Consider the following 16,641-nt stretch of genomic DNA (forward strand, 5'->3'; position numbering starts at 1 on the left):
GTTTCAACTGTGTGGTTTTCAAACTATGTGGCCGTGCGTTTCGACAAATGGCTGTCGAGCAGCGGGGCAATTGCCGCCCACCCGGCTGGGGTCACCAATCCGGCGTGGTCGTACGGCAGATGGTGTACTGCCATGTCCCGGTCCCCGCGGACTCTGCGCCAGCGATCGGCCAGCAGCTGTCCGGACGCCTCGGCGTCGGCGGTGATCAGAGTAACCGGTCCGTCGTAGGTTGTGTCAGTCGAGCGGGCCACGAGCAAACGAGTGGCATCAAAACCCGCCCGAACATCCTCGACCAGTCCCGGTGCCTGAGTGAGGATCTCGGGTGGCAGGGCGGCGGCCAGATCTCGGTCGTCGGCATCGTCGCGACCGCGATCGTCACGATCTCCCAGTGGATGAGTATCGATCAGACCGGCGAACTCCACCGTCTCGCCGATACCGACCAGCTGAGCCGCCATCGCGGCAACGACGTTGCCACCGAACGAGTAGCCGAGCAGGTGGTACGGCCCGCTCGGCTGAACGCCCCGAATCGTGTCGACGTACATCGCTGCCAGTTGGTCCACGTTCGTCGGTTCGAGTGGCTCACCGGCAACTGTGGGCAGCTGCAGGCCGAACAGTGGACGGTCAGCCTCGAGAACACCGGTCAAAGGCGCAAAGGGCCAAGCCAATCCACCGGCCGGATGCACGCAGAACAGTGGTTCTTCGCTGCCTTCGGCTCGGAGTGTCAGAAGGCGATCGCGACTTAAATCGATGTCGGACGCCGACTCGTCAAGGTGTGCTGCAAGTTCTGCAACTGTCGGACGGGCCATCAGCGTTCCCACACCGACGCTCACCGACAGGTCGTGCTCCATCTCCCCCACCAGTCGCATGGCTCGAAGCGAGTCGCCGCCGAGATCGAAGAAACTCTCTTCGGGATCGACTGCCTCGACGCCGAGTACGCGCGCAAAGACCTGGCACAGTTGCCTTTCCATCTCGGTTCGCGGTGCTCGGGCCGCTGCTCGGGCGGGGGGTGCCGGCAACGCACCGCGGTCCAGTTTTCCGTTGGGCGTCAGCGGGATCGAATCCACGACGACGATGTCCGACGGAACCAGGTGCGCCGGTACGCGTTCCCGCAACGCAGCTCGCAGATCGGTTGAATCAGCGCCGGGTTCTTCGATGACGTACCCGACCAGTCGCGGCGGCGCACCGCCTTCGCTACGGACTGACGCTGCCGCTCTCAACACTCCCGGCAACGACGCCAGCGCGGATTCCACTTCACCCAATTCGATCCGAATGCCTCGGATCTTGACCTGATGGTCTGCGCGACCCAGATATTCGAGTTCGCCGTCGCGGCGACGCAGAACGACGTCACCCGTGCGGTACATGCGGTGACCGACCGAGTAGGGATCCGCGACGAATACGGAAGATGTCAGCGCGGTCCGGTGAAGGTAACCCATCGCCGTTCCGTCACCGGACATGTACAGCTCGCCCGCCGCTCCGATCGGAACCTCCCGCAGCCCCGAATCGAGTACCCTCGCGGACGCGTTCAGAATCGGACGACCCAAGCACGGTGTCTCGCTCCCCTGAACCGGGGATCCCATCGCGTTGATCGTGAACTCCGTCGGCCCGTAAAGGTCGTACCCGTCGACACCGTCCTGATCGCGCAATCGCGACCACAGCTCGGCAGGTACAGCTTCTCCTCCGAGCATCACCAATACAGGCGTCCGCTGCCCGTCGAGGAGACCGGCGGCCATCAGTTCCCGTGCATACGAGGGGGTTACATTCACGACGTCGATACCGACTTCGCGGTAATGCTTCACCAGAGACGCGGGGTCCAGTCGCGCCTGCTCGTCGATCACGTGAACTTCATGCCCCGCGAGCAACCAGAACAGTTCCTCCCACGACATGTCGAACGAGAACGAGACTGTGTGCGCGATGCGCAAACGTCGGCCACCCACACTGTTTTCGGTCGGAGTGAAGATCTCGGCCTTGTGATTGTGATACATCGTCGTCAACCCGCGGTGACCCACCACGACGCCCTTGGGTTTTCCGGTACTGCCCGAGGTGTAGATGACGTAGGCAGGCTGGTCCGGTGAGGTCGGCCCGCACACCGCGGCCTCGTCGACTACAGGTGCCGGGGACTGCCCGTCGAGTACCCCGGTTACGTCCGGGTCGTCGAGGACCAGACATACCTGTCCATCCGGAACAACAAGGTCACGCGTCTGAGTCGTGGTGATCACCAGCGCCGCATCGCTGTCGAGGATCAGTTCGCGCAGGCGTGCAGGCGGGTGAGCCAGATCCAAGGGAAGGTATGCCGCTCCGGTTCTCATGACCGCGAAGATCGCTACGACGTGATCGGCGGTACGCGGAAGTGCGAGCGCCACAACACGGGTCGATCCCGCGCCTGGCACCGACTGCCCCAGCGCCGAAGCGAGTATCCGTGCCAGCCTGTCCACTCGAGTGTTCATCTCGGCTGCGCTCAGTGTGACGTCTCCGAAGACCAGCGCCGTCTCGTCCGGAGTTGCCGCTGCCCTTTCGCGGAGCAAGGCGTCCACGCTACCGCCGGCCTGGTCCGGCCGCGGCATCACAATGTGCTCCGAAACGAATTCCGCGGGGGTGCGCGAAAGCGGAACCGCCGTGTCCGCCACCGTGGCGGTATCGGAATTCGCCATCACTTCGAGGATCGTGATGGTGCGTGAAAGAACGTCCCGAGCCACGTCGTGGGGAATCAGGTCGGGACGATTTTCGAGAGTGAGCGCCATCGGCGCATCCCCGGCACCCGGATCCACGTCGAGCGTGAGCGCATAGTGGGTGCCGTCCACTGCGTCGAACCCGACGATTCCACTGCGCCCGAACGTGTCTCGACGTGCCTGTTCGTCACGAGGCGTGTTGCGGAAGACGTATAACGTGTCGAACAGTGTTGCGAACCCAGCGCTTCGCTGCACGTCGCCGAGCCCGAGCTGGTGATGCCCCAGCAGCGAACCCTGTTCACGGAACAGGCGTCCGAGCAACGCCGAGATCTCCTCGCCTGGCCGGACCCGGACACGCACGGGAATGGTGTTGAGCGCCAAGCCCACCATGCGGTCGGCGCCCTCGACCTCGGGTGAACGTCCCGAAACCGTCGATCCGAAGACCACGTCGTCACGCCCCGTCACGGCGCGCAATGCCAGGCCCCACGCCGCAGAAACGACGGTGGACAGCGTCACTCCGCTACGTCTGGCCAGCTCGCGAACGTGCTCGGTGATGCTCTGTTCGAGCTGAACGCGGGTGAACACCGGCAACGGAGCGCGTCCGCCTGATCCCGTACCACCCACGAGTGTGGGTTGCTCGAGATCCGCGAGGTAGTCCTTCCAGGACGAGAGGGCGTCCGTGCGATCCGCTTCGGCGATCCATCGCAGGTGATCACGGAAGTCCGCAGGCTTGTCGAGCGCGCCGTCGAGTCCAACCGGGTCCGTGCCGTGAGTGCGAGCAAACTCGTAGAGCGCAAACAACTCCGCGTACATCAAGGTCTGCGACCAACCGTCGGTCAGCAGGTGGTGCTGAGTGAAGACGAGATGCGCTCCCCCACCCGGTAACCAGACCAGCACCATTCGAATGAGTGGTGGTGCACTCAAGTCGAAGAGCGTGCCGAATTCGGCCTCGTCGACGGCGCGAACCTCGCGATCGATGTCCTCGGTCGCAACTGCGCTCAGATCGATCTCGCGGAAAGGCATTTCGGCTGCCCTGGGCACGAACTGCACCGGAGCGTCGAAACCGGCGTGTGTGAAGCCGGCCCGCAGGTTCGGATAGCGCCGCAAGAGCGCATCCCCCGCTGCTCGGAGTGCGCGAACGTCGACGGCAGCATCGGCGGAGAACTCGAATCGCGGCTGCATGTGATAGACATCCGTACCGCCGGCGCCGTCGAGAACCGACTGGAAGTACATGCCTTCCTGCAATGGACCGAGTGGTAGCACGTCCTGCCATCCCGGGCTTAGCGACTCGAGCCGTGCCCGACGATCCGCATCGACGTTTACGAGTGGGCTCGGCACACGATCCGGCGCGGTGTCGGGCAATGCCTTTCGGTCCACCTTGCCGTTGAGGGTGAGCGGGAGTGCTTCGAGCACCGTGATGCTCTGCGGCACCATGTGCTCGGGGAGCAGCCGCGCAATCTCCTTGCGCACCAGTACCGAATCGAGCGTGGTTCCACCTTCGGGAACCACATATCCGTGCAGACTTCCGGTACCCGCCGCATCGACACGGACGGTGGCTGCCGCGCGGAACACACCGGCCACCGATCCGAGCGCGCCTTCGACCTCGCCGAGCTCGATGCGGAAACCGCGAACCTTCACCTGATCGTCCGCACGACGAAGGAAGTGCAAAACCCCTCGCCTGCGTCGGACCAGATCACCGGTGCGGTAGAGGCGTGCCCCCGGCAGAGAAGGATCGGCAACGAACCGAGCTACGGTCAGATCGGGGCGATTCAGGTATCCGCGGACCACCTGCGCGCCGCCCAGATACAGCTCGCCCGCAACGCCTTCCGGAACCTCACGCAGGTCGTCGTCGAGGATTCGCACGTGCACGTCGGTCCAGGGCTGACCGATCGTGACTCGGTCGCCGGTCGTGATGACCGAAGATGTCGCCCACACCGTGGCCTCGGTGGGTCCGTAGACATTCCGGACCGAAGCAGCGTTGGCCACCAGATCGTCAGCCAGATCCTGCGGGAGGGCTTCCCCTCCCACCAGGGCTCGCACCATGGCGAGCCCGACTGCGTTCTCGTGTTCGGTGACCACTCGCCACAGCGCCGGCGTTGCCTGCATCACTGTCGCATTGCTTGCGATGATCAACGCCGACAACGCATCCGGATCGAGAACCGTCCTGCGGTCTGCGATCACGACAGTCGCGCCCGCTGCGAGCGGGCACAGCAACTCGAGTGCGGCGATGTCGAACGACACCGTTGTCACCGCGACGATGCGATCGCCCGGCCTGATCCAGCAATCCTCGAGTACCGTGTCCGCGAAGGCCGCGAGGTTGCCCGTCGAGACCATCACGCCCTTGGGGCGACCCGTCGAACCGGAGGTGTGGATCATGTAGGCGAGGTGATCACCCGCCGCGGGCGGTGAAGGAAGCACAACGCCCGAGTTGGTGAACTCACCGTCCACGAAGACACTCGTGGCGACCGTCGACGGAAGTTGCCCGGCGCTGTCGATACTGGTCAGGACACACACCGGGGCCGCGTCCTCGATCATGAACTCGAGCCGCTCACTCGGGTAGTCGACGTCGAGTGGCAGGTACGCCGCACCAATACGCAGTACCGCGAGCAGTCCGGCCACCAGATCCGCATCTCGATCGAGCGCGACGGCGACTACCTTCTCGGGTCCGGCGCCGGCCGCGAGAAGTTCGCGGGCCAGCTCGTCGACGCGCGCCGACAGTTCCCCATAGGTAATTCCGACCTCGCCGGAGATCACCGCGACGTCGTCGGGGTGACGGCTGACGTGTCGAGCGAACAACTGCGAGATCCCCGACGGCGGCGTCGCGCGTCGGCCCGGATCGCGATCCCACTTGCTTTCCGACAATCGCAGATCCGCGACGACAGTGCTGTTTTCGTGACCGAGGACCGCGATCACACCGTCGAGCAATGCGTCCGCAGTCGCGCCGTCGAACAGCCCGGCATCAACCGTCAATCGAAGTTCTGTTGCGGTTCGGACGAATTCGAGGTCGACGCTATTTCCGGGCGAGTGACCGACACGGGCAGCGAACAGACTGCTGGTGGGACGCCCGAGTAGATCGGCGATTCGGTCCAGGCTGACATCAGAATGCGCAAGTGCCTCAGAGACAGCGTTTTCGACTCGTCGAACGACATCGGCAATTCTCGGCCGACCGGACAGATCGACCCGAATCAGGCTGTCAGTCCCTTCCAAGAACAGTCCGACCGCAAGGTCCCGACCGCCACCGAAGCCGTTCAGCGTCGCCGCCACTGCGGCCAACAGCACCGCGTCGAATCCTGATCCGTCACCGAACCGAGCATCGCGTAGCTGACGAACGTAGGTGTGCGGGCGGTACTCTTCGCCGCGCGGGCGATCGTAGGGAAGGTCCGTTTCGAGGGGCAAGCCCGCGAGCGTGCGAACCCAATACCGCTCGTGATCAGGATTTCCCGCCACTGCCGGGGCGCGGAACGTCGCCACGGTCACGGCGGGTCGATCGACGACAGCAACCGAATCCGGCGAGAACTTCTTCTGATCGACGCGTGCGGCCACGGCAAGACCGAGGGGGGTCGGGGTGTCGAAGACATCGGAGACGACGACGCGTATTCCCAGCTTCCGCAGACTTCCCACCAACCGCATCGCTGTGAGCGAGTGACCGCCGAGAGTGAAGAAATTGTCACCCGGATCGACGTCGGGAATCTCCAACACCGTTGCGACACAGGCGCACACTGCATCGACGACCGCGGGATCGACATCGATCGCAGGATCGGACGCGGCCACCTTTTTCGTGACAGCCACATTTTTCGTGACAGACACCGCATCGGCAACGGACGCTGCCTGTCGGACAACCGTGAGCACCGCGGATGCGGGAGCTGTCGGCTCGGTCAGCAACCCACGCAGGATCTCCGCGAGCCGTGTGACCATTCGCTGCGCCGTGGCTTCGGAGACAACTGCCGGATCGTGGTACAGGACCAGATCCAGACCGGTGCTCGGCGGCGCCATCAACGTCATCGGATAGTGCGTGACTCCGCGGTTGGTGAATCCCTCGACTCGAAGTGTGTGCGATGCAGGCTGTCCCGCACCGGAGTTCGGGAAGTTCTCGAACACCAGGAGCGTGTCGAACAGTTGACCGATCCCGGCGATGCGTTCGATCTCGGCCAAACTGGTGTGCTCGACGTCCACGATGTCGAACTGCGCGTTCTGCAGACCGACGAACTGATCCAGCAAGGGCTGATCCGCGACGATGTCGAGGCGGGCCGGAATCGTGTTGCTGAACAACCCGACCATTCCCTCCACCCCGGAGAGTTCGGCAGGTCGGCCGGACACCGTGGCCCCGAACACGACGTCCCACTGTCCCGTCGCTTCGGCGAGCGCCGCTGCCCACGCACCCTGAACCAGGGTGTTGACCGTCAGCGCTCGCGCACGACCGAGTTCGATCAGCGCTTCGGCGTCCGATGTCGCGAGAGGAACCTCGAGCGCGACGGGCACACTTCGCGGCGCCCCTGCGTCGGCAACGAGAGTCGGCGCGGTGAGCCCACGCAGACGCTCACTCCACACTGCGCGGGCAGAGTCCTGATCACGGCCGGCGATCCATGCCAGGTAGTCGCGATACGGCGTCGGCGCAGGAAGGTGCGCATCGCCGTCGTGGTAGACGTTCATCAGCTCGCGCAGGACGATCGGAGTCGACCACCCGTCGGTGAGCAGGTGATGCGCATTGAGGACCAAACGGTGCACCCCGCCGGGCAGCCGAATCAGCAGCGCACGCAGCAGAGGCGGTGTACTGACATCGAAGACGTAATCGGCGGCCTCGTCCTCGAGCTGATCTGCAGAGCGGAATGCAGTGTCAGCTGGAACGGAGGTCAGGTCGACCGAACGCCACTCGACTTTTGCGCCGCGCGGAATGATCTGAACGGGCCGTTCGAACTGCTCGTAGTGGAAAGCTGCGCGTAGGTTCGGGTGCCTGTCGATCACGGTCTCGAACGCGTCGGCCAACTTCACCTCGTCCAACGGGCCGGAGAGGTCGAAGCGTGCAGTAAGTGTGTAGACGTCTGCTTCGCCGTCACGGACCGCATGGAACAGGAGGCCTTCTTGTAGCGGCGACAGCGGAAGTACATCGGCAAGCGGTCCGTGGACGGCTTCGAGTTCGTTGATCCCGGCTTGATCGACCACCGCGCCCTGGCCGAAGATCGTCGCCGAGCAATCGGAAGGCGTCAAACCACCCTCGAAGAGCGCGGCATGCGCGGTCAGTGCAGCGAGCGCACGTTCCCAATGCTCTTGCAGCTCGACGATCGTCGCGGCGTCGAGCACTGAACCCGCCGCAGTCCATTCGACTGCCAGCGTCGTCGAGTCGTCCTCTCGGACAAATGCGTTGAGCGCCAGCACTTCCGACATTGCCTTGCTCGCCGGTTCGATGACCGCGAATGGATCCTGCTCCGGCAATCGCCATCCGGTTCCGGGTAGGGACGGGAAGCGGCCGAGATAGTTGAGCAACAGTTCAGGTGTAGCGCACGCGGAAAGGTCAGGTGCGGTGTCGCGATCCAGATGCCGCAGAACTCCGTAGCCGACTCCACCTCCGGGTACGGCGCGTTTTGCTTCCTTCACCGCACGAAGCAGATGCCCGGCAGCTGCTCCGCCGCTCAGTGCGTCGGCAAGATCGTCTGCGGTGAGCAGTGCATCGGTGGGAACCCGGACGGGGAACTCACTGGTGAACCACCCGATGGTTCCGGCGAAGTCGGTGTCGCTGGTGAGCGCGTCGCGGCCATGGCCTTCGACGGTGACTGTCTGCGCGGGCAGGCCGATGAGGCCGCGGCCGTGCTGCCATGAGCGCAAGGCAAGCATCAAACCCGCGAGAAGCACTTCGTCGGCCTTGGCTCGATACGCCGCCGGAAGCGTGGTCAACAGCGCGTCGGTGACAGCCGGGGGTGCAACAGTTGTCGTGCGAGAGGCGGTTGCGGTGAGGTCGACTTTCGGGTCGAGACGACGACTGCCGATCGGCTCGTCGTCCGCCTGTACCGACGCGGACTTCCAGTACTCGAGCTCCGATGCCATGCTGCCCGAGGTCCCGAATTCTGCGAGCAACCCCGCGTATCGGCGCCACGAACTTCCGCCAGCACCCAGCCGGGCCGACCTACGCTCGCGCGCTGCATCGGTAGCTTCGTGGAGGTCTGGAAGCAGAATTCGCCAGGACACACCGTCGACGATCAAATGGTGAGCCACGACGATCAATTGGTCGGGTCGACCGGCCTCGGTATTGACCAGTACGACTCGCAGGAGTTCACCGGCGCGTGGGTCGAGACTCGCCGCCGACGCCTCCGCGAGCTCTCTGATCCGGGACGGCTCGGAGGTGTCGGACACCTCGTGAACGAGCCCCTCGCTGCGCACCGCGCCGACGTCTCGGACGATCAATTCGGTAGTGCCGCTGTCATTGTCACGGCGCAGGAGCAGACGTAGAGCGTCATGGTGATCGAGGATCGTCTGCACGCCGGACTGCAGGTCGCCAAGCGAGAGGCCGTCGTCGATGCGCACTGCGGTCCACTGCGTGTAGCCCGCGATTGCCTCGTCTGTCGGATTCTTGTCGATCAGTGCCCGAACGATCGGCGGAGCGATCACGGTGCCGGTCGCCACGTCCGCAACCGAGGCTACGGCGTCGGCGTCATCGGCAATCTCACGCGCCGCAGCGGCGATGGTTCCCAGATCTCGCTGTGCCAGTAGCTCTTTCGGAGCGACGACCAGTCCGCGCACCCGCAGGCGACTGCTGACACTGATTGCCGTGATGCTGTCACCACCGAGGCCGAAGAAATCCTCGTCCACACCGACGCGCTCGCGGCCTAGCACCTCGGCCACCACGTCACAGAGGATTTCCTCGTGTGGTGTGGATGCAGCGCGACCTTCCGATTCGGTGGCCGGGGCTGGTAGTGCCGCACGATCGAGCTTTCCGTTCACCGTGACGGGTAGTTCGTCCAGAACGACGATTGCGGCGGGAACCAGATGATCCGGTACGCGACCGGCGAGGTCTCGGCGCAATTCTTCCTGCGGCGGAAGCGTCGTACCGGCGGCGGCTACAACGTAGCCGACCAGGCTGGGCCGTCCTCCATCCGTACGGATCAGCGCGGCGGCCGCGCCGATTCCGGGCACCGATCCGAGAACAGCCTCGACCTCGCTCAACTCGACGCGATGTCCGCGGATCTTCACCTGCTTGTCGCTACGACCGATGAAGTCGTATCCCCGCCCGGGTACCCAGCGCGCGACGTCCCCGGCGCGGTACATCAAATCTCCCGGAGCCCCGAAGGGATCCGCGACAAAACGCTCGGAGGTCGCGCCGGCCCCACCGAGGTATCCCCTGGCCAATTGCGGTCCGGCCAGATAGAGCTCACCTCGTTCACCGTCGGCGACCGGTTCGAGCGCGCTGTCGAGCAGGTACGCACGGGTTCCCGCGAGCGGGTACCCGATACGCGGTCCGGCGCCTTCGACCGTGGTCGCGATCGCGTCGACCGTCGTTTCGGTGGGGCCGTAGAGGTTTCGAGCGGGAACGCCGGATTCGATGATCGCGTCCCACAGTGCGGGCGGTGCCGCCTCGCCGCCCACGACAAGCAGGTGCAGCCGCTGCGTGCGCAGCAATCCGTTGTCCACCATCGCTGCCGCCATCGACGGCGTCGTGTCGACCACGTCGACGCAATCTCGCTCGAACGCCGCAACCAGGGCAACTGCGTCCTTCTGCAGTTCTTCGTCGTATACGTGCACCCGATGACCACACAGCAGCCACAGCAGTTGATCGAGAGACGCATCGAAGGCGAACGACGCCGTATGCGCGGTGTGCAGTTGCCGGTTTCCGACGCGCTCGGCCGTGTCCCGATAGATGGTGGCGCGGTGATGGTGAAGCAGGTGCGCCAATCCACCACTTCTGACCAGCACTCCCTTGGGCTTGCCTGTCGATCCCGAGGTGTAGATGACGTAGGCCAGGTGATCGACATGCCGCGCCGTCGCCAGTTCACCGAGTTCGAGTGGAAGCTCGGAATGGGCACGGAGTTCTTCGCGCACTGCGGCGGAATCGAGTACGAGCGGGTCGGGTCGAGAATCTCCGACGAGTTGCTCAGCCAGTGTGGAAGTGGTGAGCACCACCTTCGGCTGCGCGTCGTCGATCAGATCCCGCAACCGCTCGGCCGGGTGCTGCGGATCCAGGGCCACGTACGCTGCGCCCGCGTTCAATGTCGCGAGCAGAGCCACCACCATCTCGGAAGTACGCGGAAGTGCAAGTCCGACAATGTCGTCCGGGCCGACATCGCGAGCCCGAAGCAACCGGGCGAGTTTGTGGACGCGGCCACCGAGTTCTTCGCCTGTCAGACGTTCCTCACCGCACACCAGGACCGTGTCATCCGCATGATCGGCGACGATGCGGTCGAAGACGTCCGGGACGAGGGCGACGGAGCCAGGCACAGGTTCAATTTCACGGCCGGCAAGGATCCGCGCAGCTTCGGGTGCCGGCATCATCTGCACCTGTCCGACGGCAGGGTCTCCCTCCCCCACCATCGCGTTGACGATGCTCACGAAACCAGCGAGGCGACGCTGAACCGAATCCCGAGTGTTGGTGCGCGCGTCCACTTCGAACCCGAGGAGAACTTCGCCGTCCGCGATGGGGGTGACCGTCAAACCCAGGTCCTCGGGCGGACCTCCGGCGACGTTACGTAGTACACCCACAGCGCCGGCGAAATCGAGGGCGAAGTCGAAAGCCTTGAGATTGATTCCGATCCCGTGAAGCAGTGCGCCCGTGCCGGCGACGCCCAGGTCCCGAGCAAGATTCTCACCGCGGTAGCGCTGGTGTGCGCGCAGGCTTTTCATCGTGGCGGCCACCTGCTTGCTCAGGTCACCGAGTCGATCGTGGCTGCGAATCGTCAACCGGAGAGGCAGAACGTTGACTGCCATCGCCGGGGTCTTGAGTGCCGTGCGCCCCACGCGCGCCATGAGTGGCATCGCGATGACAACATCCGTCTCACCGAGCAACCGGTGGAGAAACGCGCCGTAGCAGGCGATCAGCGCCTCGGCCCACGTTGTTCCCGTCGCGTCTGCCACCTCTTTGAGGCGGCCGAGGGCGTCGGCACTGATGACCTCGCGAACCTGGATCGTTCGTTCCGCCGGACCGGTGACCTGCTGGCCGCGTCCGTCCAACGCGGGCAAAGGCGTCAGGACATCACGCCAATAGTCACGATCTTCGACGAACTGGTTGCCCGCCCGGTACGCCTCGTCCTCGGCGACCAACGCACTCATCGAACCGAATCGCGTTGGTGCGACGTCGGTTCCCTTCTTCGCGGCCGTGTAGTGCGCGGCGACACGACGCGAAATCATGGCTGCGCTGTATCCGTCGACGATCAGGTGGTGATAGAGCTGGATGCACCAGATCTCGCGATCGGACAGCCTGATCAGCGAGTACGTGTAAAGCGGGCGCTCCACCATCAAGCGGCAGTACTCGGACGCCCGGCTGCGCTCGGCGTCGACCAGTGCGTGCGCCACGGCTACGGGATCGCGCTCGTCACGGACGTCGGTGATCGGGATGATGCCAACCGGCTCGTCGGAGATGTACTGACGCGGGCCGTCCGCCGTCTCGATCATCCGCAGCCGCATGGTTTCGGCTTCGCCGATCGTCGCCCTGATGGCGGTCGTCAGACGTTCGGTGTCGATCGGTTCGTCGCCCGAGATTTCGAGCACCTCACCGACGAGATAGCTCCGAGATTCGGGATCAAGCCTCTGTGCGTTCCAAATCCCGAGTTGAGCTCCTGTGAGAGCAAACGTAGCTTCGTTTGCCGCTCCGGAGTTCGAACCTGGAAGAACGCTCACACTGATCCCCTCGTCTGTGGACACACGTCACCCAAGGGTGACCTAACGTCGTTTTGGGTAGCCTAAACTAAATGTCGATGAATCGGGGAATCCGCCTCGCCGGTGACCCGAGAACCGACGGCTCCCGACGCGTTCACCAGAGGACACGCGCTTCTACAACCGCTTGCGGGACAGTCTCTTTCGTGAACCGAAACGAGAAAGTGGAAGGCTAGTCCATCAGCGTTGCTGCGACGGTTCCGCCCAGTTCATAACAACCATCGCGGACAGATTTGTCCACGCTCACAGTCACTTCGAGCGGATCCGCCACCGCGACCAACCCGAGCCCTGTCGCGAGTTTGCGCACCGACGACACGGCACCAGCAGTGTCGTTGTTGCCGTGAACCCACAGGCCGTACGGCCGATCCGACACCGCACCGAGACATTGGTAGTACGTGGTGTCGAAGAAGTACTTGAGCGCGCCCGACATGTATCCGAAATTGGCGGTGGTACCGAAAAGATAGCCGTCAGCAGCGAGTACGTCGGGCACCGTCGCCGCCAACGCCGGCACCACCTTCACCTCGACGCCCTCGATCTCCGGATCGCGAGCACCGGCAAGGACTGCATCCAACAATTCGTGGGTTGTCGGCGAGGGCGAGTGGTGAACCACCAACAAAGTCTTCACACACCTGACAATACGGCGACGGGTGGCGCACCCGTCGCCGTTCACGCCTACGCCGAAACCGTTTCCGCGCTCATCGCCTTGACCAGGTCATCGGTTCGGGTGACCGAGGCGCAGCGCCCGGCCGCGTACTCGAGGGCGCCGACATGCTCGCCCAGGGAGAAGTCGGCCACCGCGTCGCCCACGAAGAAGATCTGCACGTCTTGCATGAACCCGTCCAAAGCGGTAGTCAGGCAACCGATGTGGGCATAGATTCCGGTGATGATCAGCTGGTCACGCCCACTCTCGCGCAGCCGCTCACGCAGATCCGTTTTGATGAAGGCGCTGTAGCGCCATTTTGTGAGCATCACGTCGTCCGGATGCGGAGCCAACTCGGCGATCACGTCGGTGTGAGCGGGATCTGCCTTCAGTCCCGGTCCCCAGAAATCCGACAGCAACGCACGCTCCTCGGGATCCTGATCTCCGGGTTGCGCGGTGTAGACGATCGGGATTCCGGCAGCTCGCGCCGACGAACGAAGCCGGTCGATGTTCGGAACCACGGTTTGGAGCGGGTCGACGCTTCGGTCGTACGCGTTCACGAAATATTCCTGCATGTCGTGCAGAAGCAGCACCGCTCGGGAAGGATCGAGAGTCCAGTCGACCCGATTCTGCGGAAACTCGGTGGGCATCTCGTATCGCACTGCTGTGGGTAGCGCCATGATGAATCTCCTCGAAAATGTGGGGGTGGGAACCGATCAACTCGACAGAGTCTGTGCGGCAATCGATTCGCTGAGAACACGGCGCAAGGCCGCCTTGCTGGTCTTTCCGACGCCGGTGACGGGGAACTCGGTCACGAACTCCACTCGATCCGGAACCTTGTACGCCGCAACGCCTCGGCCTCGTATGTATCGCTTGATCTCGCCGACGGTCGGTGCATCTCCGGAAATCACCAGAACGGCGCAGGTTCGCTCGCCCAGGTACTCGTCGGGAACAGCGACGACGGCCGCATCGTGGACAGCAGGATGCGAGAGCAGGTGGTTCTCGATCTCCTCGGCGGCCACCTTCTCGCCGCCGCGGTTGATCTGGTCCTTTGCGCGGCCCTCGACAATCAGGTGTCCCGTATCGGTGACGCTGACCAGATCGCCGGTGCGATAGAAACCTTCGGCGTCGAAGACCTCGGCATTGTGCGCATCCGCCCGGTAATAGCCACGGATCGTGTACGGCCCCCGAGTCAGTAAGTGCCCCGTGGTTCCGGGCTCGACGAGCGCGCCATCGTCATCGACTACACGAACCTCGTCGTCCGGTGAAATGGGCCGGCCCTGCGTGCTGACGATCAATTCTTGCGTGTCGTCGAGGCGGGTGTAGTTGACCAAACCCTCAGCCATGCCGAACACCTGCTGAAGGGTACAGCCCAGCTCCGTGGGTACGCGTGCGGCAGCTTCGGCGCTGAACTTCGCTCCGCCGACGCCGAGAACCCGCAAGCTCGACAGGTCGTGATCTGCCTTGCTGGGGGCGGCCATCCAGGCCAATGCGATCGGTGGAACCAGCGACGCGTGCGTGACTCGCTCTGATTCGATCAGACCGAAAGCTGTGGACGGCATGGTGTCCGGCGCCAGAACCACGGTGCCGCCCGCGTGGAAGACACCGAGAATGCCCGGCGAACTCATCGGAAAATTGTGCGCAGCAGGGAGAACCACCAACATGCGCGTCGAATCGTCGACGCCGCAGATCGGGTTGGATGCCCGCACCGAGTAGAGGTAGTCGGCGTGCGTTCGCGGAATCAGCTTCGGAACACCGGTCGTGCCACCGGAAAGCTGAAGAAAGGCGACCGACAACGGATCGACGTCGGCAAGAACGGGAATCTCGTATCCGCGTAGCGAATCGAAACCGACAAACTCTTCGGGGTCGCCGGCCACGATCACAACAGGCGGAGTCTCGAGGCCTTCGTTCACCTCACGCGCCAGTGGGCGGTAGTCGAACCCGCCATGACGGTCGGCGACGATATAGGCAGCGACATCAGCGAACTGGCAGAAGTATCCGATCTCGGTTCGGCGATGCGCCGGCAACCCGAATACCGGCAGGGCGCCGAGCTTCAACACACCGAACAATGCTTCGACGTATTCCACGATGTTCGGCAGCTGCAGAAGCACACGGTCACCGGCGCGAACACCCAACCCGGACAGGCCTCCGGCCACTGCCGAGCTGCGACGATCGAGGTCGCAATACGTCAGCCGTGTTTGTGCCCCGGTGGCATCGCTGCCTACTACCGCTTCGTTGTCGGGATGCCGTGCGGCCGCGGCCGTGATGAATCCGGCCAGCGTCTCGTCAGTCCAGTAGCCTCGTTCCCGATAATGCGTCACCAATTCGGGTGGATACTGTGCGACGGGCGCCAAGGGCTCGCGAGCGATCCTCGATGTCATGCAAGTGACTCCTCTTCGAAAGTACTGTCAGCAAATACATCTCACGCTTTTAGCGTCGCTCCGCCGTCGACGTACAGCGCCTGCATGGTGATGTGGGCCGCCCGGTCGGACAGCAGGAAGTGCACCGAGTCCGCGATATCGTCTGCGGTGGCAAGTTTTCCGAGCGGAATGCCCAGGCGATAGCCCGCCAGATTGCCTTCGATGACAGCGTCGGCACCCGAATCGTCGGAAGGGTCCGACCACAAAGACCGCTGCATCGCTGTGTCTGTGGAACCCGGAGCGACAACGTTGACGCGAATCCCGTCGACAGCCAACTCCAGGCCCGCGGTTCGAACCAACATGGTGGCAGCAGCTTTGGACGAACCGTAAGCACCCATCCCGATACGTGGGACACCGGCCGCGTTGGACGAGACCACCACGATCGACCCAGCCCGCCGGCGACGCATTTCCAGTCCCACACTTTGCAGAACGTTGAGCAATCCGAATACGTTGACGCCGAATATCTTCCGCCACTGGTCTGGATCGGAGTCAAGCACCGATCCGGTGTCCAGAATTCCGGCGACGTGCGCGAGCGCGTCGATCCGGCCGAACGTATCCATCGTGGAGGCCACTGCAGCGTCGACTGCCTGCCGATCGGTCACGTCCACGACGTGACTCTCGATATCGGCGCCTTCGACGATTGTTTCTGCCAATTCCGCAGTTACCCGCTTCAATTCGACGTCGTCGCGATCGAGAAGCGCCAGCGAATACCCGTCGCGCGCAAGAGTCCGGGCAACTGCGGCGCCGATACCAGCCGCAGCACCGGTGACTACGGCAATTCGGCGATCGCTCACTGCGGGCACAGCACCTGAACCCAGGCATTGATCGTCGGTTCTTCTGCCAACTCCGCGAAGTCGGCATCCGCGCCCGCTCCTCGCCAACGTTCGACGAGCGTCATCAAGCGAACCGAGTCCAGGCCTTCGTCACCCAGGTCCGCGTCGTCGCCGAGTTGTTCTGCCCTCATCGACAGAACCTCGGCGACGTCGCGCACGATCTGGTCACGGTCCACGGTGTTGCTCATCGGTCTCCTCGAGTAGTGGTCGACGCGCTCAGATCGAGC

At 63.8% G+C, this 16,641-nt stretch carries 6 protein-coding genes; all 6 read right to left on the reverse strand.

Features of this window, described 5'->3' with window-relative positions:
* Positions 1-23 precede the first annotated feature (23 nt).
* Complete coding sequence (locus AC1Q61_RS16050) at positions 24-12,485, reverse strand: amino acid adenylation domain-containing protein (protein WP_492654893.1); 12,462 nt, start codon at positions 12,483-12,485, stop codon at positions 24-26.
* 208 nt (positions 12,486-12,693) lie between these two features.
* Positions 12,694-13,146, reverse strand: a complete 453-nt coding sequence (locus AC1Q61_RS16055; RefSeq protein WP_019748153.1) for a flavodoxin family protein — start codon at positions 13,144-13,146, stop codon at positions 12,694-12,696.
* A gap of 47 nt (positions 13,147-13,193) precedes the next feature.
* Entirely contained in the window at positions 13,194-13,841 is a 648-nt protein-coding gene (locus AC1Q61_RS16060) for an isochorismatase family protein (protein ID WP_019748152.1), read from the reverse strand.
* Between the two features lie 36 nt (positions 13,842-13,877).
* Positions 13,878-15,542, reverse strand: coding sequence for a (2,3-dihydroxybenzoyl)adenylate synthase (locus tag AC1Q61_RS16065; protein ID WP_492651073.1), 1,665 nt, complete (start codon positions 15,540-15,542; stop codon positions 13,878-13,880).
* A gap of 41 nt (positions 15,543-15,583) precedes the next feature.
* Positions 15,584-16,384, reverse strand: a complete 801-nt coding sequence (locus AC1Q61_RS16070) for a 2,3-dihydro-2,3-dihydroxybenzoate dehydrogenase (protein WP_021344032.1) — start codon at positions 16,382-16,384, stop codon at positions 15,584-15,586.
* The gene (locus tag AC1Q61_RS16075) at positions 16,372-16,602 is read right to left on the reverse strand and encodes a phosphopantetheine-binding protein (protein ID WP_003942230.1); all 231 of its coding nucleotides are present in this window, start codon (positions 16,600-16,602) and stop codon (positions 16,372-16,374) included. Before AC1Q61_RS16075 ends, AC1Q61_RS16070 begins: the two co-directional genes overlap by 13 nt.
* Between the last annotated feature and the right edge of the window lie 39 nt (positions 16,603-16,641).

It is taken from the genome of Rhodococcus sp. MPR-R1B (assembly GCF_058793255.1).

Bases quoted from the DNA above. Each gene is read 5' to 3' on its own strand.
- AC1Q61_RS16065 (WP_492651073.1), bottom strand. From the start codon at position 15,542: ATGACATCGAGGATCGCTCGCGAGCCCTTGGCGCCCGTCGCACAGTAT.
- AC1Q61_RS16060 (WP_019748152.1), bottom strand. From the start codon at position 13,841: ATGGCGCTACCCACAGCAGTGCGATACGAGATGCCCACCGAGTTTCCG.
- AC1Q61_RS16075 (WP_003942230.1), bottom strand. From the start codon at position 16,602: ATGAGCAACACCGTGGACCGTGACCAGATCGTGCGCGACGTCGCCGAG.